We start from the raw sequence: 24,111 nt of genomic DNA, 5'->3' as shown, positions 1-24,111 counted from the left end.
AGTCCTTTTTGAAACTTATTTTTTTTCAAGACTGTCAACTTATTTCAGGACAGGACAGGTTGTTTCAAAGAATAGGATGGGGTAAGTGTTTGGTTATTAGGTAATAACTTGGATGGGCGAAGATAAGGATAAAATAGCTTTGTTGCAAGAAGATTTTGTTTTTTCAAAATGATAATCTGGGTTTTCTCTTAGTATCAATACGGTTCGTACTCGGAAGAGCTGTATACGAAAAAAAAGTGAAAGCTCCGAATGCAGCTGATATCATTACTTTTGGGGAGAAAGAAGTAAAAAATGAGGGTTAAAATTGTTAACATATAAGTGAGTATTTGTTAAATATTAATTCTGGGAAATGAAATATTGATTTTTCTTAAAATTGTATATGTAATCTCTTTGATTATTAGCTAATTATAAAATTTATATATTGATTGAAATATTAAAGTATCTTTCATGGGTAGTACAATATCGGTCTCAAACCGATTAATTTTATAGTATCACTATTAAACGATAGTTGATATGAAAATAAGAATGATTAGTGTATTATTGACTGTTGTAATGATTAGCTTCACTACTTTCTTGCTGAAAGCAGATGCTGTAAAACTTCAGAATACAGAGAAAAAGTCTGATGGGGTACGTTCGATCCTTTTGGATTCCTCTTGTTTCACGGTTAATCTGGATAATAATGTAATCTATATTAGCTTGAAATATTTAGGGTTTTATTGAGGTTCATTTTCTCATTAGATAAAAATCAAATAAAATAGAAAAGAGTATTAATTAATAAAATATATAGTGATGAAAAAACTTAAGGAATTGAAATTGAATAAATTGAGTAGCTCTAATTTGCAAAGTAAAGAAATGAACGAATTAAGAGGTGGTGAGCGTTATTGTACCTGCTCTTGTTATTATGCAACAAGTGGTGGTTCTTCTTCTTCTGACAATAGAAGTGCTAATTTTAGTTTAGGAGATTGGGGAGGAGGATATTCTTCTGTTGGAAATAATTGCTATTGGGAAGGCGAAGTGGGGCATGAATCAGGAGTTTATCATGATACAGGATATAGTTGCTGATTAATTATATTATTATGATATTAATTTTATTGGACTTAGGATAATTATCTATTATAGTTATATTGTTGAATAGTAAGTATGGGTAAGTTTTTCTAACTCATACTTATTTAGTAATTAACATGTTGTTAAGACAATTCTATTTTATTTGAAAATATGGTAATTCGTTTTTTGTTATATATGTTTATTTTTAGTATCTCTACTTATATAAATGCTCAAATGTGCTTTTTCCCAGGTAGAGCCAGGGATATTAAATCTTTATCTTTTGTTGATTCAGGTCGTTTAAGAATTTGGTATGTGTTAAATGCTACTAAAAAACTATCTAAAGGTGATGATATACATATATTAGAGATTGGTGATAATGTTTCAAAATACTATAGCTATAATGTTTTTTTAATGGATTCTTTATCTACATATTATATGATAAACAATCCCAATTCATCTTGTATTCCTCATTTTGTGAAACCTAGTGATGCACGAAAATATTTGTGGTCAGAGATCTATAAAGATTTGAAGAATAATAAACTAATAGAATATGCTCATATGCCTCTTTATATTTCGGATTGTAAATATTCAGAAGAAATTCCAGATTTTCGTTGGGAGATATGTAATGATACATTATATATAAAAAATAAATTATGTCAAAAGGCAATTTGTTCTTTTCGTGGAAGACGATATATAGCTTGGTTTTGTAAAGAGTTAAATTGGAGTAATGGACCATGGAAATTTGGAGGTTTACCTGGAGTTATTTTGAAAATATATGATTTAGATAAAGAATATGTGTATGAATGTGTAGGAATAGAAAATGATAAAGAAAAAATTTCAATTAAATCGTATGATTATAATAATTATAATGATATAGAAAGAACAGATTTGTTGAAATTATGGAATGATATTTTTGATCATTATTTTCTTATGATTGGAGGGAGTAATAAACTTCAATGTACAGATAAGTATAATCCTTTAGAATTAGAGTAGTATGAAAGAGTATATAAATGAAAATAGCATAAATATAGCTTTGTCGAATCTTTCACAAATCGTTTTTGAAGTAACAGATGCTTGCAATTTGAAATGTAAATATTGTGCATATGGTGAACTTTATGAGGATTATGATTTGCGAAATAATAAAACACTTCCAGTTGAAAAAGCTATGTATTTGATAGATTATTTATCAAATTTTTGGAATTCAAATAAAAAAATGTCTGCTAGAAAGAATATATATTTGTCTTTTTATGGTGGTGAACCACTACTAAATATGTCATTTATAATGAAAATCGTAGATTATGTTAATAATAAATATTTTTCTACAGATATTCATTTTTTATTTTCCATGACTACAAATGCTTTATTATTAAATAAGTATATGGATTATTTGAAAGAGCATGATTTTTCTTTGTTAATAAGTTTGGATGGTAATCATTATAATAACTCTTATCGAGTTGATAAATATGACAATAATGCTTTTGATATAGTTGTGGAAAATATTGATAAAATGAGATTTGTATATCCTGAATATTTTGAAGATAAAGTGAATTTTAATGCTGTTATACATAATAGGAATAGCGTGAAGGATATATATCATTTTTTTAAAACAAGATATCACAAAATACCTAAAATAAGTGAACTTAATAATGTTGGTGTTAGAAATGATAAGTTGATAGAATTTAGTAAAACCTATAGAAGTGCACAAAAGAGTCTATATCAGGAAGATAACTATAATTCGATTGAAGAAGATATGTTTATGAATGCTCCTACTTATCAAAGTGTAGCACTTTTTATTCATAAATATAGTGGATTTGTATTTAATGATTATGTTGATTTATTATTTGATAATAAGGATGTTAATACTATTCCTACAGGGACGTGTATACCTTTTTCTAAAAAGATGTTTGTGACGGTTAATGGGAAAATATTGCCTTGTGAACGAATTGGTCATCAATTCGCTCTTGGGGAGATTACTGATGAAGGGATAGTGCTTGACATAGAAGCAATTGCTAGAAAATACAATGAATACTATTTGAAATTTGAAAATCAGTGCAAGACATGTAAAAGAAATAAGTCTTGTATACAATGTATGTATAATGTGAAAGATTTAAATGATAAACCAATATGTCATGGATATATGGATGAATCTTGTTTTCGGAAATATATAAATTCTCAGATGCTTTTTATAGAAAAAAATCCTCAAGCATATTATCGTATAATGAATGACGTTATTGTTCTATGAATTATAGATCTTGAATATGTTTTTTAGCAGTTTTGTTAATTTATGCTAAATGATTGTTTATGGAAAATAAAGATTATTGGTTTGGTTTAAGGTCGTATATGTATGTTGATATCAAGGATGGCAATATGTTATTGTATAATACAATTAATGGTGAATATCTTGAGACTGCATATGTGAAAAATATAGAACTGATATCTCAGTTATCTGACTTTAACAATTTAGGCTTTACTCTTTTATCTAGAGAAAATCAAAAGGATATACGTATACATGAATTTGTTATGAATATTCTTAATAATGGAATGGGTGATATATTAGATGTGAATAGTACTAAAAATAAACCGGTGCGATTAATTCCAATACTTAATTTACAAAAAGATGTAGATAAGTTGATAAAGACAGAAAACAATTGTGTTTTGATTGGTCAGGATATTTATCACTATCTTATTGAACTAAATATATATTTGAATTCTCTTTGTACTAAAGAGTGCCCTATTTGTGATGAATACTGTAAACAAATTCTTTGCTGTACTCGTGGTGCTGATTTTCAAGAGTTGCCGATCGGTGTTTTAAAAAATGTGTTTGATCAAGTCTCTTTTTTTGTGCCTAAAAGAATTAATTTATTAGGAGGGGATGTTTTTAAATATACTGATATAGATAAATTATCTGATTTATTTCAAAACTATAAAGGAAGTATTTATTTATATTTTAATTATAAGAACTATCAAATACACAATCTATTAACTTATATAAATGTTGAGATTATTATTAATTTCCCAGTTGATAATATTTTATTAGAAAAAGTGTTTTCGTCTGTATGTATGAGTAATACTACTTTTCATTTTGTTATCGAAGATGAAGATCAATATAATCAGTCAAAAATGATTATTAAGAATTTTTTGATTGAAAAATATATTTTGAATCCTATATTTAATAATAATATTGAGTTTTTTTCTGAAAATGTATTTTTAAAAAAGGAAGATATTTTTTCCAATGTAATTTCAATGCGAGAGATTTTTAGAAATCAGAAAATGAATGCTAATAATTTTGGTACACTTTATATACTTCCGGATGGTGAAGTAAAAGCAAATATGAATACTCTTCCTTTAGGGGATATAAAGAGTGACTCACTTCTTAATTTAATTCATAAGGAAATGATAGAGAATACAGCCTGGAGAAGTATTCGAAATATTAGTCCTTGTAATAAGTGTTTATATCAATGGCTTTGTCCACCTTTATCAAATTATGAGTTTGTAATAGATCAACCTAATCTTTGTGATATTAAATTTTGATACTTTGGAGGTATATAAATATTTTATTTATGAACTATATGATTTGTAGTAGATATCAAATATCCACTATTCTGAAGAATAGGATGCTCTGTTTGTTTTACAGGTATTGTGATGATACGTGTAAACTAATTATGTCAACTACTATTTTAATTTAAAAATACAATAATTAATCTATGAAGGAACAAGAAATATTGCAGAGAATAGCTCGTTTTTTGATATTGCAGAGTAGTTTTATTAATAATATTGGACTGTTACATGGTAAAATGGGCATTGTTCTTTTCTTTTATATCTATTCAAGATTTACTAAGAATAGATTGTTTGAAAATTATGCAAATAATTTAGTTGACGAAATATATAAACAAATAAATGTAAGATCCTCTATAGATTTTGAAAATGGTTTAGCCGGAATTGCATGGGGAGTAAAATATTTAATAGATAATAAATATGTTGTAGGTGATACTTGTTTAATTTTGAAATCTCTTGATTCTAGAATACAAGAATGGGATGTTAGAAGGATAAAAGATTATTCTTTGAAAACAGGATTAAAAGGATTAGCATATTATATTGTTAGTAGATATGGGAAAGAATCATATAAATATATGGATATTCCTTATGAGTATATAAAAGATTTAGTATCATCTTTAATGTTAGATATTTCTGATAATGAAAGTCGAAAACTTATAAAACAATTGAACTGTATTATTCATTGTGATAAGGTTGAAATAGAGGAAGATATATTGTATGATTTGACAAAAGATATTCATTTTAAAAAGAACTATTTATTTAGCGATACAAGGTCCTTTGGTATTACTGATAATGGATTAGCTGGTATTGGTTTAAATTTAATATGGAAAATTCAATAATGAAAAGAAAAATATATATATTTACTCGGACCAGTCGTGCTGCTAATTATGGTATAGGAACTTATATAGATCAATTGATACTATGTCTAAAGAATACGGAAATAGACTTTGATCTTATTTGTCTTTATTCAAAAAGAAAAGAAGTGGAAATAACAAATGAAAATGGATATAGAAAAATTTCAATACCATCTGTACCTATACGTACTAAAATGGATTCATACTATTATGTAAGGAATGTTGTTTATTTATTAAATGATCTTATAATAGAAGATAAAAATGTATTGAATATATTTCATCTTAACTTTATGAATTCTCTGGATCTGGTTACTTGCCTTAAAAAAATGTTTAGATGTAAAATAATATTAGTCATTCATTATACTACTTGGACTTTTAGTTTATTAGGAGATTATAATCAATTAAAATTATTGTGGGAACAGAGTAGTTCAAAAAGAAATATCTCTCAAAATAAATTAATAAAGGAATTTAAAGAAGACCTAAAAATGATAAAGAAGTGCGATCAGTTAGTTTGTGTAGCCAGGCATACTTTATTACCATTTGTAGAATTGGCCGATATTGATATTAAAAATTGTATGGTGATTTCAAATTCGTTGAAAGATCAATATAGGGATATGAATAAGAATGAAAAGCTTTTTATTAGAGAGAAGTATAATATACCACTTCATACAAAAATTATTTTTTTTGCAGGACGTTTAGATGAAGTAAAAGGAATTTACGATTTAATAAAGGCTTTTAAAGAGTTGATGAAGAATCGAAAAGATATTCATTTAGTAATTGCTGGTGATGGGGATTTTAATAATTTGATTTCATTAGCTGGAGATAATTGCTTTAATATTACTTTTACTGGTCGACTAAGTAAGGAAGAATTATATCTATTTTATAATATGTCAAATATTGGAGTTATTCCATCTCTCTGTGAAGAATTTGGATTTGTTGCAATTGAGATGATGATGCATGCACTACCCATTATTGTCTCTGATACGGGAGGATTAGCAGAGATCGTAGAAGATGGCATAGGAGGATTAAAAGTGCCAATAGTGAAAATAAAAGATAAACGTTCAATTCAAATTTCTGTTTTAATAGAAAAGATAAATTATTTATTGGAAAATGAAGAATATGCTTGCGAATTAGGTAAAAGAGGCAGAAAGATATTTCTTGAAAAATATGAATTAAAGAATTTCCGGGACAAAATATTGAACTTATATAAGAATGTTTAGTGTTGAATTGTTTATGTAGCTCATTCTGGGAAATCTAAAAAATCTATTGTTGAGACAAGGTGAAAGACTTACCTCCTTTAGCAATATTCTCTATGACTTGGTCGGCTCTTTGGAAGAGGCAGTGCGCCAGATCGAAGCTATGTTGAGCTGTTTGCGAATGATTCCCGTAAATTTCAGTTCCAAAACACGGAATATAGAAGGGTTAACAGTACTCTGGTTGTCCATGTACTATTATTCACTGTAGACACAGCAATCTAATTTCCTGGCATGAAAATCCAAAATACATGCAGTAGTAATTATATTTTGATAGTTGGGTATCTTATTTTTTTCCCATACAAAATATTGATTTATTGTTATTGAATGGAAGATATATATTATAAAACAAATAAATGATCAGATAGAAATATTATACAGAAGCGATACATTGAAAAAAGTTTATAGGCTATTTAATTGGTGTTCCAAACCGTTTTCCGGTATAGAAGGCTTGAATTTCTGGAAAAAATTGGATTTATCCATGTATAATGTAATATAAAATTATATATTTGTCATAAAACAGAATACCTGATCTAAACGCTTTGAAAATGAAACTACTGAAATATGTTTACTATATAATTATAACGATTAGTCTATGTTCTTGCCATTCTGGACAACTCAAAGATATTTTATCGCGGGCGGAGAGTTTGATGGAAAATGATCCGGATAGTGCATTTGCACTATTGTTTTCTTATTCTGGCTCGGAAAATTTGAGTAAGGCTGATTTTGCCGCTTATCAGTTGATGTATACGAAGGCGAAGGATAAATGTTATATGGATTTATCCCGTGATACCACTCTTATTTTGAAATCATTGGTATACTACAAAAAACACGGTAATGCTTCTCAAAAAGGCTGGTCGAATTATTATGCGGGCCGTGTCTATGAGGAGGCCGGAAAGCTATTTGAAGCCGGATTATACTTTCTGAAAGCTGCGGAATATGCGGGGGAGATACCAGACCCTCTGTTAGGAATGATGGCAAATTATTATTTGGGAGAGTTACACGATAAGCAGTATGCTTTTGATAAATCGCTGGAGGCTTATAAAAAGTCGTATGCTATTTACGATCAAACTTCCGGAGAGAAATATACAGGTACCTTACTGCGTTCGATAGGCTCTGAATATGGGATAAACGGCAATCGGGACAGTGCTTATTTTTATTTAGAGAAGGCATTAGATATTGCCCGCGAACAGAACGATTCTGTAGAAATGGCTGCCATATATAATGATATAGGGGTTTATTTGAAAGAAGATAGCCAATATATAAAAGCAAAATATTATTTGCAGCAATCTTTGTCATTGGAGAATGATAGTAGTGAGATGATAACTCGAAGGATAGCTTTGGCGAAAATTCATGCATATTTGAATGACCCCGATTCTGCATTTTTTTTATTGGGTGGAGTGAAATCTGTTGTGGAAGAATTAGATGATATAGAATTGCGGGCTGTTTATTATTCAACTTTAGCTAAAACAGAAGCTGCAAGTAAAAACTATGAATCGGCATTTTTTTACCAGAATCGATATGTGGCTTGTGTCGATTCTGTTTATCAGCTTCAACGTAAAGGTTCGTTAGCAGAGATTGAACAAATCTATAATTATTTAAAGTATCAGGAAGAGAATGAAAAATTGCATACGGTACAAGATGGTGCTATTGTAGTTGGCTGGATTATTTTGAGCCTATTATTAGTTGTTTTTCTTGTTATTGGCGGAATGAAATGGAAGAAAAAACAAGATTTATCGAAGGCGCAAGATACGGTAGATGTTTTGCGAAAGATGAAAAAGGAAAATCAAATTAACAGCAATAATGATGCAGGTAAGCAAGTTGCATTATCCGGTTATTCTGATGATGAAAAAGATATGATGGTAAAAAAAGCATTGCTTATGCAGTTAAATATAACGAAAGTCTTGTCTCAACTGGATGAAAAATCGGAGAAAGAGCAACCTTTTCTTGAAAAATTTAATAGTCTGTTTTATGGAGAGCAACATACTCTTGAGATTGATTGGAGTGAACTTTATTTGCTTATTGATTTATTGTATAATGATTTTGCCGGTAAAATGAAACGCTATTATGGTGATATTTTGTTAGAAAAAGAGATTCAGCTTTGTTGTTTGCTAAAAGCGAATATGGATACTATGGAAATTGCTTGTGTAATGAAGCAAAGTATCAATACGGTTCGTACTCGGAAAACCTGTATACGAAAAAAATTGAAAGCTCCGGATGGAGCTGATATCATTATTATTTTGGAAGAAGGAATAAATAATAAGGGTTAAAATTATTAATATATCATCGTCTGTCTGTCAAATATTAACTGTGGAAAATAGTATATTGATTTTTTATAAACGAGTGCATGTATAATCATTGATTATTAAGGAGTAATAAAATTGGAATATTAATAGTCCAAGATAAATATATCCTCAAAAAGGATTTATATAGGTTTGCTGTGGATAACTTTGCTTTACAAACAGATAGCAGGTTATGAAAAGAAAAATGATTAGTGTATTGTTAACGATTGTAATGATTTGCAGTACGACTTTTTTTGTGAAAGCAGATCAGGTGGAGATAAGAAGAACAAAAAGTCAGGGTGGGGTTCGCTCTATTTTGTTAGATCCCTCTCATCTTACGGTTAATCTGGATAATAATGTAATTCATGTTGATTTTCTCATATTATTGAGAGACGTCAATATTTTTATTGTTAGTTCGGATGGTAGAGAAATTCATCAACAGATTATTTCTCCTCAAATCTCTTCGATCGATATTAACTTAAGCGGGAAAGAGCCGGGAGTATACACGGTTTATTTTACTGATGCGACAGGTTCCTGTTTATTTGGTGAATTTGTATTACCGTAGATAACATATAAAAATTGATACTATGAATAAGAAATTGTTTGCCTATCAATCATGGTTGCTAAAAATTACTATGATTACTTTTCTGAGTGTTGTTTTTTGTCAGTGTAAGTCGGATAACGATTTACCTGAACCCGATAACCCTGGACCTGAAGGTGAAATTCCTCTCATAACTAGAGCTGCCTTTGATGATTATTTTGAATGGGATAAGTTGGATAAGTTTCCAATTTATAATCCCAATATAGGTCGCTCTGATAATATAGAATTACCTTGGGCCAAAGGTTCTACGGTCTCATTGGGTATTCCGAACGAGTGGCTGGATCCTAATGCATATAGTCCGACATTCAGCGAGCGATATTATTCGAGGGAGAATAACTGGGTATTAGTCTACAGTAATTTGACAAAAAATACGGTAAATAAATATTTTGCTTTATATAATACCCGTACAGGGCTGTTACGTTTTTTTGTTTATGCCTTATCTAATGCTTCTGGTGGTGGAGTTAGCAGTTCCTATTGGGGTATTCGCGTGGATAAATCAACTTCTCTGTTTAATTTCACAACAGAGTTTGCGAATGATATGACAAAAAAGATTGCAGGTCCTTCTTATATAACTTCGCCTCCAGGCACAGTTATGGGTACACAATTTATAGGGAAAGGCTATCAGGTCAATAATTGGTATGGTCTGGAAGTTGAATGTGCATATGATCCTTCTATTACAGTTGGAACTTTATATAACTTTGAGATGATGGGATGGGCAGTAAACAAAACAACTATAACCGGTGATGGGAAGACGGATGGCTCAATCACAGGGACTGTTGAATTTATGGCGCCTACCTCTAATTTTAATATTAATCTCAGCGATATGTTTAAGCAGAGCAATTCCAAAACAAATATTGTCGCCGACAATGGTGGTGTTGTCCGGGGTTTAGGTGATAAGATAGAGGAAGGAATCAGTAAAAATGATTCTTTTTTTAAAGGATTATGGAATAACATAAAGAGAAAAGCAATGTCCGGTATTGGTGATGGCGTGAAAAATGGGCTACAGGCTATATTTACCTCTGGTGGTTCGGTCGCTGCAAAAGCGTTGACCGGTGCTGTCAGTTCCATATTGGGAATAGGTGGTAGTAAACCTTCTGTTGGTAAAGTTGATTTACGCTTATCTTCTAATACTAAGTTTACTTTCGAGGCGGAGCAGGTGCTTCCTGGTTGGGGAACAGTTTCACAATTTCCAATTCCCGGTTGTTCAACTAATCCTAATGATATGCCGCTATATAATGAATCGCTTGGCGTGTGGAACTTGAGTAAGACACCGACCCTGAATATAGAAGGGATTTCTCACGAATTTTATACTGATTCGAGAACTTTTTACAAAGGAGTTTATAATTTCCGATATTATTTGGATTGTTCCCAAAACGATTTAATCATAAATAGTGCTATCAGAAATAAAGTGACGATAAGTAGTTTTAATGTGGAAATCGCAGCAGAAGATAACAATCCATATATATTCGGTTCTTCTCCTGTTGGTGAATACGGAGGATATGAACCTGAGCCGTTTGGATGGATTGGAAATAAAAAATATTATTCTAAAATACTTATCGGAAGACCGTCAGGAAGTAGTTCTACTGTTAGTGCTTTATATGGTGCTGTTTTTGTTAGAAATTATCAGGTTTCCGATGAAATACGACATGTTTCACCCTCAGAGTCTTATCATGGGAATTTTAAGGCTGTTGTCTCTTTTGACCTGAAGGATAATGCTACAGGGAAAATTTATTCATTCTCGAAATGGTTTAGTCTGAAATTAGGTAGCCAAACCGTTAATTATAAGAATGTATTGGTGAATGGTGAGAGTGAATGTGAAAAATATATCAATGAGATTAAAAATTCAGGCTATCCACCTGTATCAGGTTATTATACTTGGAATGAGTTTGATATAAAAAAATGAATGGGCTGTAGGTTTCTATTCTGAATATAGAATATCAAAGAATGGGAGGAGGTTTTTATTTTTAGATTTCTGCTTTAGAAATTGTCTGTTTTTAGAAATACCTCCTCCATTTTTCACCAGTCTCTTTATTTGTTGTATTTTTGCAGGTCAATAAAGCAAAAAGAAAACAATGCATTACTTCTCACATATTTTATCCAATGGTCTTCGTATGGTACACTTGCCGATGGAATCGCCGGTTTCGTACTGTGGATTTGCCGTGAATGCCGGAACTCGCGATGAAGAAGCGAATGAGTTCGGTCTGGCTCATTTCGTGGAACATATGATGTTTAAAGGTACTGAAAAACGTAAAGCATGGCATATCCTGAACCGGATGGAAAATGTTGGTGGCGAGCTGAATGCCTATACGACGAAAGAAGAGACATTCGTTTATTCCATCTTCATGGAAGAACATTATCAGCGGGCATTTGAATTGTTGACAGACCTGATCTTTCATTCCCAGTTTCCGCAGCAAGAGATTGAAAAAGAGGTCGATGTGATCCTGGATGAAATAAACTCCTATGAGGATAGCCCATCGGAACTTATCTTCGATGAATTTGAAAACCTGCTTTATGACGGACACGCTTTAGGACATAATATATTGGGCGACGAGGCCTCTCTGTTGACATTTAACTCTGAATCCGGACGTTCCTTCATGCGCCGTTTCTATGCACCGGAAAATATGGTATTCTTTTCGATGGGACGGGTTGATTTCAATAAAATCGTGAAGATGGCCGAAGGACTTTTGTCGGATATTGCCTTTCCGGTAGCTCCGCGTAACCGGATCGCCCCTGATGCCATAACGCCTTGTGTGAAGAAAATCAGTAAGGATACGCATCAGGCACATGTGCTGATCGGCAGCCGTGCCTATAGCCTGCATGACGAAAAGCGGATCCCGTTGTTCCTCCTGAACAATATGCTGGGTGGACCGGGTATGAATAACCGTCTGAATGTATCGCTTCGGGAAAAACACGGACTGGTTTATAACGTCGAATCGAATGTCACATCTTATACGGATACAGGGTTAGCCAGTATTTATTTCGGAACGGACCCGAAGAATATGGAAAAGGCTTTACGTCTGGTCCATAAAGAACTGGAAAAAATACGGGACAACAAATTGTCTGCGACACAACTGGCAGCAGCTAAGAAACAGGTGATCGGCCAGTTGGGCGTTTCCGGAGATAATAAGGAAGGGCTTTTCCTGGGATTGGGGAAAAGCTTCCTGCATTACAACCGGTATGATACGTTGCCGGAGGTCTTTGCCCGGGTCGAAAGCCTTACGGTTGAAAACATTCAGGAAGTCGCAAATGAAGTCTTTGCGCCGGAACGTTTATTCAGTCTGATCTATCAATGATCCTGTTACCAGCATTCCGCTTTGTCTTTTAATTCCGGGATACTGTTTTTATCGAATACCGGACTTTTTATTCCTTTCCGTTTTTGTGCGACATAATCTTTCAGCAGAAGGAATGCCTGGCGGCTGAGTAAGGATATGGCAATCAGGTTGCAGATAGTCATCGTTCCCATCGTGATATCTGCCAGGCTCCATGCCAGATCGAGACTGGCTAAAGCTCCGAACATGACCATTCCACCGACCAGGAGGCGGTATATAAGCAAGATGCTGCGTTTCCGGGTAATGAACCGTATGTTTGCCTCTCCATAGTAATAATTGCCGATGATGCTGCTGAAGGCAAAAAGCAGGATGGCAACAGCTACAAAGATACTTCCTATACTCCCTATCTCATTGGTCAGAGCTTGCTGGGTGAGTTGCACGCCGTTGACGCTCCCGTCGAGCGGTGCCCCGCTGAAAAGAATAATAAATGCCGTACAGGTACAGATGATCAATGTGTCGGTGAAAACGCCCAGTGTTTGTATTAGTCCTTGTTTTACGGGGTGAGAGACCTGGGCGGTGGCAGCCACGTTCGGTGCAGAACCCATACCTGCTTCATTACTGAATAGTCCCCGTTTAATTCCCTGCATCAGAGCTGCCCCGACAGTTCCGCCGATAGCCTGTTCCCATCCGAATGCACTGCTGACAATTAGTTTGATGACGGCCGGTAGTTCTGTTATATTGAAGACTACGATACCTAAAGCCAAAGCCACGTAACCGAGTGCCATTACCGGAACGATAACGCTGCTAACCTTGGCGATCCGTTGAATACCACCGAAGATAATCAGGATGGTAAGTACGGTTAATATACCGCCAAGAATCCGGTGGTCGAATCCGAATGCTCCTTCCCAGGCGGCGCAGATCGTATTGCTTTGCACGGAATTAAATGCAAATCCGAAAGTAATGGAGATCAGTACGGCAAAAAGTACGCCCATCCAGCGTAATCCAAGTCCGCGTTCCATATAATAAGCAGGTCCGCCGATGAATGAGTCTTTCCCTTTTCTTTTATATAACTGTGCCAGTGTCGATTCGACAAAGGCACTGGATGCACCCAGTAAAGCGATGATCCACATCCAGAAAACTGCCCCCGGACCTCCTACGGCGATAGCTGTTGCTACTCCTGCCAGATTACCGGTCCCTACACGGCTGGCTAACGATACGGCAAATGCCTGGAAAGAGGAGATGTGTTTTTCACCGTTTTTAGATTTTCCGGCGGAGTCTCCAAGTAATTTTATCATCTCCTTTATCATGCGGAACTGTACGAAACGTGTTTTGAACGTGAACCATACAGCGCAACCTAAGAGCATGATTATTAATATATACGACCATAAAATGTCGTTGATGCTATTTATCCAGGTATTTAATATATCCATTGATTTTATTCGTTTTGCTTCAAATATACGTCTTTTTCTTTTTTATTCTGTAACCTTTTTTCGATTTGCATCGTCTTATGAATAGAAACAAACGAAAGGCAGGAAAGGCCACCCTGCAATAGATAAAAAATAATAAACTTATGAGACGGATTATATTCGGGATCATGCTGCTGGGCTGCATGGTACAGGGAGCTTTTGCTCAAAATTTAGGAATAAAAGGTTTGGTCAGGGATAGTCAGAACAAAGAACCATTGGAGTTTGCCAATGTTGTGCTGCAAACAATGGATTCAATGTTTATTACCGGAACAACTACCGATGAAAAGGGTAATTTTGTTTTGGATAAGATGAAATCAGGCGATTATTTGCTGGCTGTTTCCAGTCTGGGATATGAGACACAGTATGTCTCTTTGAAAGGATTTAATAAAAGTGTGACATTGGGCGATATACCGATGGAGAATGCATCGGTTTCGTTAGACGGTGTTACGGTCAGTGCTTCGAATACGAGTAGTCGTTCCGACCGGAAACTGGTGTTCCCGTCCGATCGGCAGGTTAAGGCTTCTACCAACGGGATGGATCTGTTGCAACAATTGATGCTGCCGAAGATACAGGTGAATCCGCTGTCGAATGAAATCAAGATACCGGGAAATGGGGAAGTTCAACTTCGTATTAATGGTGTAAAAGTGGAGCTCGATGAAGTCAAGGCATTGCTCCCTTCCGATATTATCCGTCTTGAATATCACGACAATCCCGGATTGCGTTATGGCAATGCGGAAGTTGTGCTCGATTATATCGTTCGCCGTCCGGAGACAGGGGGAAGTTTTAGTGTGGATATGAGCCAGGGTGTGAATGCATTATGGGGAGAACATCGGGTTTCAGGAAAGATCAATCATAAGAAATCGGAATTCGGTGCTTCTTACCGGATCGGTCCGCGTGACTTTTACGGTCTTTCCAGAGATAATGAGGAGATATTCCATTTGGGCGACGGAACGGTTTTACACCGGAAAGAAGAAGGTGAACCGGCTCATGGGCGTATGTTCATGCATAATCTGAATCTGAATTATAGTGTACAGGATCAGGAGAAGTATTTGTTCAATGCCACCTTTCGCTATTGGAGCAATCATCAACCGCATTGGGATTACCGTGGTATTTTATCCAATCAGGAAAATCTATCAGACTATGTGGATATGGTCGATCTGAATAGTTCAGATAATCAGGTTCCTGCGTTAGATTTATATTATCAGCGTAATCTGAAAAACGATCAGACATTGGTCTTTAATGTGGTCGGAACTTATAACCGTACTTCCTCTCATCGCTTTTATCAGGAAAGCCGCGGTGAAGATTTGCTGACGGATATTAATAACCGGGTTTCAGGTAATAAATATTCAGTGATCGGTGAAGGTATTTATGAGAAAAAGCTGGGGAATGGGAACCGTTTGAGTACCGGAATCCGTCATACGCAGTCATTTTCTAATAATGAGTATCGTAACGGACATGATTATAATACCCGTATGAATCAGTCGGAAAGTTTTCTTTATGGCGAGTTTAAAGGAAAGGCCCGGAAACTGGATTATACTCTGGGGGTTGGTGTGTCACGTTCCTATTACAAACAGGATGGAACAGATGATTCTTATCAATATTATACCTTCAATCCACGATTTACATTGCAATATGCTTTGCCCGGACAATCGTTTATCCGTTTGAGAGGTTATGTCGGTAATTCTTCTCCTTCTTTAGGAAATCTGAGTGCAATCGAGCAGGTGATCGATTCTTTGCAATTGCAACGCGGTAACCCGCAACTGGAAGCTTATATGCGTTATCGCTTAGCTCTTACTTATGAGTATCAGAAAGGAATCTTTTATACTAATTTAGACGGTGCCTATGAATATCTTCCTAATCCTATTATGGATGAAAAATACCAGGAAGGGAACAAGATCATTCAGACCTGGGATAATCAAAAGAACTGGCAGCGTTTGACAGGTTCGGCTATGTTCCGTATCGGACCGATCAAAGATATCCTGCAGTTTTCATTTACCGGCGGTGTGAATCATTATATCAGTAACGGGAATACTTATTCTCATCGGTATACGAACTGGTATTGTGAAGCACAAGCCTCTCTGACCTGGAAGAAGTTCATGCTGATGTATCAGATGAATACGAACTGGAACTGGTTCTGGGGTGAGACATTGGAAGGTGGCGAAAATATTCAGATGTTTATGGCGCGCTACAATCATAAGAATCTGTCGTTGGGAGTAGGGGCTATTAACCCGTTCTCTGATAACTATAAAGTAAAGACGGAAAATTGGAACCAGTATGCATCTTATAAGAAAGCGATGTATATCAAAGAAAGCTCACGTTTGTTCGTTGTTTCTTTAACTTATAATTTTTCATTCGGTCGTACCTATAAGGCTGGTCAGAAACGTTTGAACAATGCCGATAACGACTCCGGTGTGATGAGTACGGGTAAATGATATTCTTTGTATCTTTGAAAAAAATTAAAGATAAGAAAGTATGAAAGCAATTGAACCCGCTTTGATAAAGGATAATTTTATTGAGATTATCGGTAAAGAGTGGATGCTGGTGAGTGCCGGTGACAAAGACAAGTTTAACATGATGACGGCCAGTTGGGGCGGCGTAGGTTTCCTTTGGAATAAACCGGTTGTATTCGTATTCATTCGTCCGGAGCGTTATACCCGTGAATTTGTCGATGAAAAGGGATGTTTTACACTCTCTTTTCTGGGTGAAGAGCATAAAGCTGCGCATAAAATATGTGGTTCAAAATCCGGACGCGATATAAACAAGGTCGCTGCGACAGGCTTGACTCCTTATTTTACAGAATTGGGAAATCCTTGTTTTGAAGAATCCCGCCTGACGTTGGAATGCAAAACGCTTTATGTAACAAAGATGGATAAGAATAGCTTTGTCGATCCGGCTTTGTATGAAAAATGGTACAGCGCGATGGCTGGCAATTTGCATAATGTATATGTGGCAGAAATATTGAATGCCTGGGAAAAATGATTTTACCGTAATCCGAGTTCCTTAAGCATTTGCTCCGTATGGGTCAGAAAATACTTCGTTAACTGATAATGTTGTGTTTCCTCATACGGAGTGATATGTGCTCCATCCTCTTCTATGGAATAAATATCTGCATCCGGATAAGCCATGATGATCGGCGAATGGGTGGAGATGATCAATTGGCAACCTTGTGCTACCAGTTCATGGATCCTGACCAATAGTGCCAGCTGCCGTTGAGGTGAAAGGGCTGCCTCCGGTTCATCGAGGATAAAGAGGGTGTTTCTTCCTGCATAGTTCAGGAAAGTGCTGAGAAAGCTTTCCCCGTGCGATTGTTCCAGTAAGCGCCGTCCTCCGTAGGCTCCTAAAGAATAATCACGCCCATAATCTAATATGTCTTTCATCGATTTGGCATCGATTTCTGTGGCATGATCAAAAAAAGACTCGGCACGGAAGAAGAAATGGTCGAAAGGTTTCCGTTCTTCAATCAGCCGGATGCATTGCGGCAAAACGTTTGAATAGGATTTCCAAGCTTCTTTCCCGTCGTACAACATGCCTTGTTTGCTTTCATCCCTTTCTTCATATTTGAACATGATGCCTTCCAGCAGGGTCGATTTGCCTGCACCGTTTTCACCGACCAGAAAAGTAACCGGTTGCCGGAAAACAATCGATTCGATATAGCGTACGGCTGCCGCACGGAAGGGGTATTTCAAATCTTCTACCGGTCCTTCTACTTCTGCCGGATTGGTCAGTTTTACTTGTTTGAGGTAAATCATAGTTTTCTTTTTTACAAATGTATATAAACTTCTTTGCTTATTCAAACGACAGGTATGGTGTCAGCCTTTCCCGGTCGGCATCGGTGAACTCTTCGAGGAGCTGAAAGTTCTCCCAACCGGTCAGTTTACCTTTTTGCTTTCGTAATTGTCCGATGATGCGGGCCTGCCGGTAGTTGATGTAAGGATGTTTTTGCAAATCATTCATGGATACTTTATTGACAATTAATTGACAGATTAAAGACAGATCTGCCGAAAACCACGATTTCATCGTATTGTATCGTTCTTCGTCGATCCCATATACTTCGTGAAGCTGGGAGACAGAGTAGAAGCCTCCTAACAACTCTCTGTATTTAATAATCCGACGGGCGAATGTACTTCCGATTCCGGGTACTTTTTTTAGAATTGTAGTATCGGCTGTATTTAGCTCGACTATGGTTCCGGCAGGATATTTTTCAGTTTTAGGAAAAGGTTTCCTTCCGAGTGTATTTTTAGTTTCTTTCGGATGAAATTCTTTTTTCTTCCGCGAGGAATTGTTTTTACTACCGGATGAGGGTATTTGCCATTTTCCCGTATCAGCGCCTTTTGTAATTGTATTTAAAGTTGTTTTAACCGGTTCTGTAACCTTTTTATTTTCATCGGCAAAATAGTCCGGTTTATTGTCTGTCACAAATAAGATGATCCAGGATATAGAGATCAGACAGAGTAGGAGAGTCAGGGCCCTACGTTCCCCTTTGGAAAAATAAAGTAAATCTCGCCAGTTCATAGTTTATAAGATATTATGGTTTGATATTTCGTCTGTTTCTGATGTGTGAGATGTATTTTTAAGAGAAATATAGAACTCATCGGAAATATCTATAGGCCGTATTTCTGTGCCTTCCATTCCCGCATTTTTTGTTTGATTTCATCCAATGTATAAAAAGGCCCTTCTTCGGCTTTGCGGACACGAGCAATTAGTTCTTCTTGGGTCATATTTAATCCGGGAAGTAGTTTTCTTTCCTTTGAAAGGGTTTTAATTTCAAGGGGGACGGTTTTGATTTCCATATTGTTATTTATTAAATGATGAATACTCTGTTACAAAGATATAAGTTACTTGCCAATAAACAAGTAACTTATAGCGTTTATTTTTCAAAACAGAGCGGTAATCTTCTTGATCAGGCCTAATTCGTTCAGGAAAATAAGTCCGATAGCTGCCGGGGCGATGTATTTGATAAAGAAAGCGTATGTATTGAAGAAATAGAAAGTAATTGTTCCCTTGTTTGTCAATTCTTCTTTCAGTACTTTCTTCTCGATCCGGAGTCCTACAAAGATACAGATCATCATACCTCCGATAGGCATCATTATTTTGGCTGTCAGATAATCTAACGCGTCGAAAAGGATCAGGCCGCCGATCGTGTATTCTTTAAGCAGACCGAAAGATAATGAGCTAAGAGCACCGATGATAGCGACACCTATAGATACGATCCAGGCCGCTTTTTTTCTTGTCATGTGATATTCTTCGTGGACGTAAGCTGTAGCGACTTCATGCAAAGAGATGGTTGAGGTCAATGCAGCCAGAGCCAGCAGAATGAAAAAGATGAATGACCAGATATTTCCAAACGGGAGTTGCTCGAAAATATTAGGAAGAGTAATAAATACTAACTCCGGACCTGCTGTCGGTTCAATGCCGAAGCTGAATACAGCCGGAAAAACCATGATACCGGCCAGTAATGCTACGAATGTATTCAGAACAGTTACCTGTATGGCCGTCAGCTGCAGGTTGGTATCTTTCCCGAAATAAGAAGAATAAGTGATCAGGCAGCCCATACCTATACTTAGTGAAAAGAAAGTCTGTCCCATCGCACTTAAAACGACGGAAGAGGTAATCTTTTCAAAATCGGGTTTGAACAGGAATGCCAACCCTTCGTCCACACCCGGCAGAGTAACCGAACGGATACAGAGTATGAGTAATATAAGAAATAAAGCGGGCATCATTATTTTGGAAGCCCTTTCAATCCCTTTCTCTACGCCGGAGACAATAATGAAATGGGTCAACGCGATAAAAACGATGGTCCATCCGATAGGACGGAGTGCACTGGATGAAAATGTTTCAAAGTCTGTAGTGAATTCTGCCGTTGTTTTCCCGGACAACGAGCCGGTCATCGCCTGCCATATATATTCCAATGTCCAGCCGGAAACAACCGCATAGAAGCCCAATATCAGGAAAGCAGCTAAAACCCCGTTGTAACCGATCAGCGACCATTGTGTTCCGGGAGCCAATTCTTTGAAAGCCCCTGCTGCATTTCTACGCGAATGACGGCCGATAAAAAATTCGGTGATCATGATAGGAAGTCCGAGTAAAACAGTACATATCATAAAAACAAGCAGGAAGGCGCCACCGCCATTCGATCCTACCATATAGGGAAAACGCCAGATGCTGCCCAAGCCTACAGCGCACCCGACGGTTGCTAATATTACTCCGATTTTACTGCCGAAAGTTACTCTCTCTTTATTTGCCATAAATAATTTATACTCTTTCTGTTTATTGTAAAACAACCCCGTCTTTGATATGTATTACGCGGTCGGTATTTGCAGCCAGTTGTTCATCATGGGTTACGATAACGAATGTCTGGTGCATCTGGTCACGCAACTCAAAGAAAAGGCTGTGTAATTCTTCTTTATTTTTGGTATCCAGGCTCCCGGATGGTTCGTCTGCCAGGATCACAGACGGATTGTTGATCAGTGCCCGTGCTACGGCGACCCGTTGCTTTTCTCCTCCGGATAATTCTGCCGGTTTGTGGGTCATACGGTCTGATAGTTTCATGAAATCAAGAATCTCTTTGGCCTTTTTCTCGGCATTGGCTGCCTTTTCCTGCGCAATCAGGGCTGGGATCATGACATTTTCCAGTGCGGTAAACTCAGGTAATAGCTGATGGAATTGAAAAACAAAGCCGATATTTTTGTTACGGAAGGAGGCCAGTTCTTTTTCGGATAACTTGCCGGTTTCGGTCCCGTTAATGAACAATTGTCCGTTATCCGGTGTATCCAATGTACCGATGATCTGAAGCAGCGTTGTTTTTCCCGCGCCGCTTGGACCGACAATAGCTACTATCTCGCTTTTATTAATCGTGAGATCGATGCCTTTCAGCACTTGTAAATTCCCGAAACTTTTGGTAATGCCCTGCGTCTGTATCATTTGATTATATATTTCTTATTACATAGGAAGCCAGATAACAGCCGAAAATAGCCGGCATATACGAAACCGTTCCGGTAGTTGTCCGCTTACATTGTTCATTTTCCACTTCTACTACTGCTTCCGGGTTGGCTATCTCGGTCGAAAAAACAACCGGGATTCCTTTGTTCAGTCCCATTCCCCGAAGACGTTTGCGTACGGCTTTAGCCAATGCACAGTTGCAGGTCTTTGAAATATCGGCTATTTTCACCTGCGACGGATCGAGTTTGGCACCGGCTCCCATTGAGGAGACAATTGGGATCTCATGCCTGTGAGCATAATATAATAAGTACACTTTCGGACTGAGTGAATCGATGGCATCCACGATGAAATCGTACTTTGTGGCAGAAAGAACTTCTTCTGTCCGCTCGTCACGCAGGAATTCATTGAGTACCGTCAGTTTTAACCGGGGGTTGATATCGAGTAAACGTTGGCCGACAACTTCTGCTTTCTGCATCCCTTGTGTGGAATGTAAAGCGGGCAATTGTCTGTTGATATTACTCTCATTCACCGTATCGGCATCGACAATGGTCATGCGTCCGATACCGGCCCGGCAGATCTGTTCGGCGGCATAAGCTCCGACGCCTCCTAATCCTACAACCAGCACATGACAATGCGATAAGTACTCCATCCGTTCGGCACCCAGCAAAAGTTCCGTCCGGGTGTTCCAATTGTAACTCATTAATATGTTTTTGAGCACAAAAGTAATAAATCAATCAGAAACCGCCTTTTTATTAGTCATCTTTTAACTATTCCTTTATTCTGGGCTTGTCCGGGTGATTAAAAAGCTGTAATATTGTGCGCTTAAATTTAAAATACGATGAAGATAAGACGCTATTTGATGCTGGTTGCAGCATGTACTTTCTTTTTAGGAAAAAGTTTTGCTGCCAATAATGAGAAACCGTTCGTGATACCTGAATTGCAGGAATGGAGAGGTGCCCAGGGAATGTTTACACCCTCTGCCACTTCCCGTATCGTTTGGTTGGGAAAAGATTCGGCTGTTGCCCGTGTCGCTAATCAGTTCGCTGAAGATTATGAAACTATGTTCGGGCGTAAACTGACTGTTGTACAGGGGAGAGCCTCTGCCGGTGATTTTGTTTTTTCATTGTCCGGCGACAGACAGTTGGGTGAGGAAGGTTATGCTGTAAGAATTGCAGACCGTGTAAGCATATCTGCTCCTAAAGCAAAGGGCTTATACTGGGCAACCCGTACGATCCTTCAGATGACGGAACAAAACAGTGATCAGGCATTGCCGAAAGGTGCTGTGCGTGATTATCCGGATTATGCTATCCGTGGTTTTATGATGGATTGCGGACGAAAGTTCATTCCGATGGATTTTCTGCGTGACTACGTGAAGATGATGGCGTACTATAAAATGAATACATTCCAGATTCACCTGAATGATAATGCCTTCAAACAATATTATGAACATGACTGGAATAAGACCTATTCCGCTTTCCGTCTGGAGTGTGAAACGTATCCCGGCCTGACTGCCCGTGACGGTTATTATACGAAAAAGGAATTTATTGCTTTACAGGAGCTGGCGGATAGCCTGGGTGTCGAGATCATCCCGGAAATAGATGTTCCGGCACATTCTTTAGCTTTGACGCAATACCGTCCGGAAATTGGTAGCGAAGAATATGGAATGGATCATCTGGATTTGTTTAAACCGGAAACTTATCAGTTTGTCGACAGCCTGTTCCGTGAATATCTGGAAGGACGGAATCCAGTATTCAGAGGCAAAAGAGTTCATATCGGGACAGACGAATATTCCAATAAAAAGAAAGATGTTGTAGAGAAATTCCGCGAATTCACCGATCATTATATCCGTTTTGTTGAAGGTTTCGGCAAGCAGGCCTGTGTTTGGGGTGCCTTGACTCATGCCAACGGCGATACTCCTGTTAAGTCTAAAAACGTATTGATGAATGCCTGGTATAACGGCTATGCAGATCCGAAGGAAATGATCAAACAGGGATACGATCTGATCAGCGTTCCCGACGGTTATTTGTATATCGTTCCGGCTGCCGGTTATTATTATGACTACCTGAATACGGAGAAGTTATATAAAGACTGGACACCGGCACATATCGGAAAAGAGGTTTTCCCAGAAAAGCATAAACAGATCAAAGGCGGTATGTTTGCCGTTTGGAATGACCATGCAGGTAACGGAATCAGTACGAAAGATATTCATTACCGTGTCTTTCCGGCTATGCAGACACTGGCTGTCAAGATGTGGACCGGCAAAGACTGCAAGGTGCCTTATGAAACGTTCAATACTTCACGTGTCGCATTAAGCGAAGCACCGGGGGTGAATGTGGCCGGGCGGATCGGGAACAAACCGCGTACAGTTTATACTCAGGATGCTTTGCAGCCCGGAATGAAAACCGGTTTGAAAGAGATCGGCTATCAATATACTGTTTCTTTCGATATTAAGTCTGTTCCCGAAGCAAAAGGGACCGAGTTGTTCCGTTCGCCGGATGCTGTTTTTTATCTTTCCGATCCTGTTTCAGGAAAGCTTGGATTTGTCCGTGACGGCTACCTGAATACGTTCAATTATCAGTTTTACCCCGATGAAATGGCTTCAATTGCTATCAGCGGTGACGAAAAATCGACTCGTTTGTATGTGAACGGACAGTTGAAGGAAGATCTGACAATTCAGAAACGTTTCTTTAACGGAGGTAAGGATTCTATGAGTTATGTCCGTACATTGGTTTTCCCGTTGGAGAAGGCCGGCGATTTCAAGAGTACGATCACGAATGTGGAAGTATTGAATTATTGCAAGTGATAAATGAAAGAAGTAATGTTTTAGTGTAAAAGCTCTTTTTACACT

The 24,111-nt window shown here is 37.1% G+C and carries 21 protein-coding genes; 14 read left to right on the top strand and 7 right to left on the bottom strand.

All coding sequences use genetic code 11. The features are described from left to right. Positions 1 to 513 precede the first annotated feature (513 nt). From DWX23_RS23165 to DWX23_RS23115, 11 genes are all read left to right on the top strand, one after another. Positions 514 to 720 carry a hypothetical protein gene (locus tag DWX23_RS23165; protein ID WP_147382564.1) on the top strand — a complete coding sequence of 69 codons (207 nt, stop codon included), beginning with the start codon at positions 514 to 516 and terminating at the stop codon, positions 718 to 720. Between the two features lie 69 nt (positions 721 to 789). Further along, positions 790 to 1,062 carry a TIGR04149 family rSAM-modified RiPP gene (locus DWX23_RS23160; RefSeq protein ID WP_122376238.1) on the top strand — a complete coding sequence of 91 codons (273 nt, stop codon included), beginning with the start codon at positions 790 to 792 and terminating at the stop codon, positions 1,060 to 1,062. A gap of 153 nt (positions 1,063 to 1,215) precedes the next feature. After that, complete coding sequence (locus DWX23_RS23155) at positions 1,216 to 2,037, top strand: GLPGLI family protein (RefSeq protein ID WP_122376237.1); 822 nt, start codon at positions 1,216 to 1,218, stop codon at positions 2,035 to 2,037. A 1-nt stretch (position 2,038) separates the two neighbouring features. Further along, positions 2,039 to 3,286 (top strand): radical SAM peptide maturase, encoded by a 1,248-nt coding sequence (locus DWX23_RS23150; protein WP_122376236.1) that lies wholly within the window; start codon positions 2,039 to 2,041, stop codon positions 3,284 to 3,286. A 59-nt stretch (positions 3,287 to 3,345) separates the two neighbouring features. Then, the gene (locus DWX23_RS23145) at positions 3,346 to 4,575 is read left to right on the top strand and encodes a TIGR04150 pseudo-rSAM protein (protein ID WP_122376235.1); all 1,230 of its coding nucleotides are present in this window, start codon (positions 3,346 to 3,348) and stop codon (positions 4,573 to 4,575) included. Between the two features lie 173 nt (positions 4,576 to 4,748). Beyond that, complete coding sequence (locus DWX23_RS23140; RefSeq protein WP_122376234.1) at positions 4,749 to 5,438, top strand: lanthionine synthetase LanC family protein; 690 nt, start codon at positions 4,749 to 4,751, stop codon at positions 5,436 to 5,438. Beyond that, entirely contained in the window at positions 5,423 to 6,673 is a 1,251-nt protein-coding gene (locus DWX23_RS23135) for a TIGR04157 family glycosyltransferase (RefSeq protein ID WP_122376233.1), read from the top strand. The genes DWX23_RS23140 and DWX23_RS23135 overlap by 16 nt, the downstream gene beginning before the upstream one ends. Before the next feature lie 581 nt (positions 6,674 to 7,254). Continuing rightward, positions 7,255 to 8,976: a tetratricopeptide repeat protein gene (locus DWX23_RS23130; RefSeq protein WP_122376232.1), complete on the top strand. Its 1,722-nt coding sequence runs from the start codon at positions 7,255 to 7,257 to the stop codon at positions 8,974 to 8,976. Positions 8,977 to 9,181: 205 nt separating this feature from the next. Next, entirely contained in the window at positions 9,182 to 9,553 is a 372-nt protein-coding gene (locus DWX23_RS23125) for a DUF3244 domain-containing protein (RefSeq protein WP_122376231.1), read from the top strand. Between the two features lie 22 nt (positions 9,554 to 9,575). Continuing rightward, complete coding sequence (locus DWX23_RS23120; RefSeq protein ID WP_122376230.1) at positions 9,576 to 11,492, top strand: hypothetical protein; 1,917 nt, start codon at positions 9,576 to 9,578, stop codon at positions 11,490 to 11,492. Between the two features lie 169 nt (positions 11,493 to 11,661). Then, a complete protein-coding gene (locus DWX23_RS23115) occupies positions 11,662 to 12,882 on the top strand; it encodes a pitrilysin family protein (protein WP_122376229.1) in 1,221 nt (406 codons plus the stop codon). 5 nt (positions 12,883 to 12,887) lie between these two features. On the opposite strand, the gene DWX23_RS23110 is transcribed toward DWX23_RS23115, so the two are convergent. Beyond that, positions 12,888 to 14,288: a sodium:alanine symporter family protein gene (locus tag DWX23_RS23110; protein WP_122376228.1), complete on the bottom strand. Its 1,401-nt coding sequence runs from the start codon at positions 14,286 to 14,288 to the stop codon at positions 12,888 to 12,890. Positions 14,289 to 14,428: 140 nt separating this feature from the next. On the opposite strand from DWX23_RS23110, the gene DWX23_RS23105 reads away from it, so the two are divergent. After that, a complete protein-coding gene (locus DWX23_RS23105) occupies positions 14,429 to 16,756 on the top strand; it encodes a TonB-dependent receptor (protein WP_122376227.1) in 2,328 nt (775 codons plus the stop codon). Positions 16,757 to 16,796: 40 nt separating this feature from the next. Further along, a complete protein-coding gene (locus DWX23_RS23100; protein ID WP_122376226.1) occupies positions 16,797 to 17,303 on the top strand; it encodes a flavin reductase family protein in 507 nt (168 codons plus the stop codon). 2 nt (positions 17,304 to 17,305) lie between these two features. Here the strand turns inward: DWX23_RS23100 and DWX23_RS23095 are convergent, their stop codons facing one another. From DWX23_RS23095 to DWX23_RS23070, 6 genes are all read right to left on the bottom strand, one after another. After that, positions 17,306 to 18,073: an AAA family ATPase gene (locus tag DWX23_RS23095; RefSeq protein WP_122376225.1), complete on the bottom strand. Its 768-nt coding sequence runs from the start codon at positions 18,071 to 18,073 to the stop codon at positions 17,306 to 17,308. 37 nt (positions 18,074 to 18,110) lie between these two features. Next, positions 18,111 to 18,836 carry a helix-hairpin-helix domain-containing protein gene (locus DWX23_RS23090; RefSeq protein WP_122376224.1) on the bottom strand — a complete coding sequence of 242 codons (726 nt, stop codon included), beginning with the start codon at positions 18,834 to 18,836 and terminating at the stop codon, positions 18,111 to 18,113. A gap of 89 nt (positions 18,837 to 18,925) precedes the next feature. Further along, positions 18,926 to 19,114 carry a hypothetical protein gene (locus DWX23_RS23085; RefSeq protein ID WP_229801186.1) on the bottom strand — a complete coding sequence of 63 codons (189 nt, stop codon included), beginning with the start codon at positions 19,112 to 19,114 and terminating at the stop codon, positions 18,926 to 18,928. Positions 19,115 to 19,198: 84 nt separating this feature from the next. Then, complete coding sequence (locus DWX23_RS23080) at positions 19,199 to 20,569, bottom strand: sodium-dependent transporter (RefSeq protein WP_122353589.1); 1,371 nt, start codon at positions 20,567 to 20,569, stop codon at positions 19,199 to 19,201. A 22-nt stretch (positions 20,570 to 20,591) separates the two neighbouring features. Further along, a complete protein-coding gene (locus tag DWX23_RS23075) occupies positions 20,592 to 21,245 on the bottom strand; it encodes an ABC transporter ATP-binding protein (RefSeq protein WP_122353519.1) in 654 nt (217 codons plus the stop codon). Positions 21,246 to 21,249: 4 nt separating this feature from the next. Further along, entirely contained in the window at positions 21,250 to 21,963 is a 714-nt protein-coding gene (locus tag DWX23_RS23070; protein WP_122353518.1) for a ThiF family adenylyltransferase, read from the bottom strand. A gap of 138 nt (positions 21,964 to 22,101) precedes the next feature. On the opposite strand from DWX23_RS23070, the gene DWX23_RS23065 reads away from it, so the two are divergent. Further along, positions 22,102 to 24,066, top strand: coding sequence for a family 20 glycosylhydrolase (locus DWX23_RS23065; protein WP_122376223.1), 1,965 nt, complete (start codon positions 22,102 to 22,104; stop codon positions 24,064 to 24,066). Positions 24,067 to 24,111 lie beyond the last annotated feature (45 nt).

The organism is Parabacteroides sp. AF18-52, assembly GCF_003479145.1.
GTDB lineage: Bacteria > Bacteroidota > Bacteroidia > Bacteroidales > Tannerellaceae > Parabacteroides > Parabacteroides faecis.
The sequence above is the reverse complement of the archived record's forward strand: the minus strand, read 5'-3'. Positions and strand labels throughout refer to the sequence as shown.

Bases quoted from the DNA above. Each gene is read 5' to 3' on its own strand.
- DWX23_RS23140 (WP_122376234.1), top strand. From the start codon at position 4,749: ATGAAGGAACAAGAAATATTGCAGAGAATAGCTCGTTTTTTGATATTG.
- DWX23_RS23110 (WP_122376228.1), bottom strand. From the start codon at position 14,288: ATGGATATATTAAATACCTGGATAAATAGCATCAACGACATTTTATGG.
- DWX23_RS23065 (WP_122376223.1), top strand. From the start codon at position 22,102: ATGAAGATAAGACGCTATTTGATGCTGGTTGCAGCATGTACTTTCTTT.
- DWX23_RS23085 (WP_229801186.1), bottom strand. From the start codon at position 19,114: ATGGAAATCAAAACCGTCCCCCTTGAAATTAAAACCCTTTCAAAGGAA.
- DWX23_RS23070 (WP_122353518.1), bottom strand. From the start codon at position 21,963: ATGAGTTACAATTGGAACACCCGGACGGAACTTTTGCTGGGTGCCGAA.
- DWX23_RS23125 (WP_122376231.1), top strand. From the start codon at position 9,182: ATGAAAAGAAAAATGATTAGTGTATTGTTAACGATTGTAATGATTTGC.
- DWX23_RS23105 (WP_122376227.1), top strand. From the start codon at position 14,429: ATGAGACGGATTATATTCGGGATCATGCTGCTGGGCTGCATGGTACAG.
- DWX23_RS23160 (WP_122376238.1), top strand. From the start codon at position 790: ATGAAAAAACTTAAGGAATTGAAATTGAATAAATTGAGTAGCTCTAAT.
- DWX23_RS23165 (WP_147382564.1), top strand. From the start codon at position 514: ATGAAAATAAGAATGATTAGTGTATTATTGACTGTTGTAATGATTAGC.
- DWX23_RS23090 (WP_122376224.1), bottom strand. From the start codon at position 18,836: ATGAACTGGCGAGATTTACTTTATTTTTCCAAAGGGGAACGTAGGGCC.
- DWX23_RS23155 (WP_122376237.1), top strand. From the start codon at position 1,216: ATGGTAATTCGTTTTTTGTTATATATGTTTATTTTTAGTATCTCTACT.
- DWX23_RS23080 (WP_122353589.1), bottom strand. From the start codon at position 20,569: ATGGCAAATAAAGAGAGAGTAACTTTCGGCAGTAAAATCGGAGTAATA.
- DWX23_RS23145 (WP_122376235.1), top strand. From the start codon at position 3,346: ATGGAAAATAAAGATTATTGGTTTGGTTTAAGGTCGTATATGTATGTT.
- DWX23_RS23095 (WP_122376225.1), bottom strand. From the start codon at position 18,073: ATGATTTACCTCAAACAAGTAAAACTGACCAATCCGGCAGAAGTAGAA.
- DWX23_RS23130 (WP_122376232.1), top strand. From the start codon at position 7,255: ATGAAACTACTGAAATATGTTTACTATATAATTATAACGATTAGTCTA.
- DWX23_RS23075 (WP_122353519.1), bottom strand. From the start codon at position 21,245: ATGATACAGACGCAGGGCATTACCAAAAGTTTCGGGAATTTACAAGTG.
- DWX23_RS23120 (WP_122376230.1), top strand. From the start codon at position 9,576: ATGAATAAGAAATTGTTTGCCTATCAATCATGGTTGCTAAAAATTACT.
- DWX23_RS23135 (WP_122376233.1), top strand. From the start codon at position 5,423: ATGGAAAATTCAATAATGAAAAGAAAAATATATATATTTACTCGGACC.
- DWX23_RS23150 (WP_122376236.1), top strand. From the start codon at position 2,039: ATGAAAGAGTATATAAATGAAAATAGCATAAATATAGCTTTGTCGAAT.
- DWX23_RS23100 (WP_122376226.1), top strand. From the start codon at position 16,797: ATGAAAGCAATTGAACCCGCTTTGATAAAGGATAATTTTATTGAGATT.
- DWX23_RS23115 (WP_122376229.1), top strand. From the start codon at position 11,662: ATGCATTACTTCTCACATATTTTATCCAATGGTCTTCGTATGGTACAC.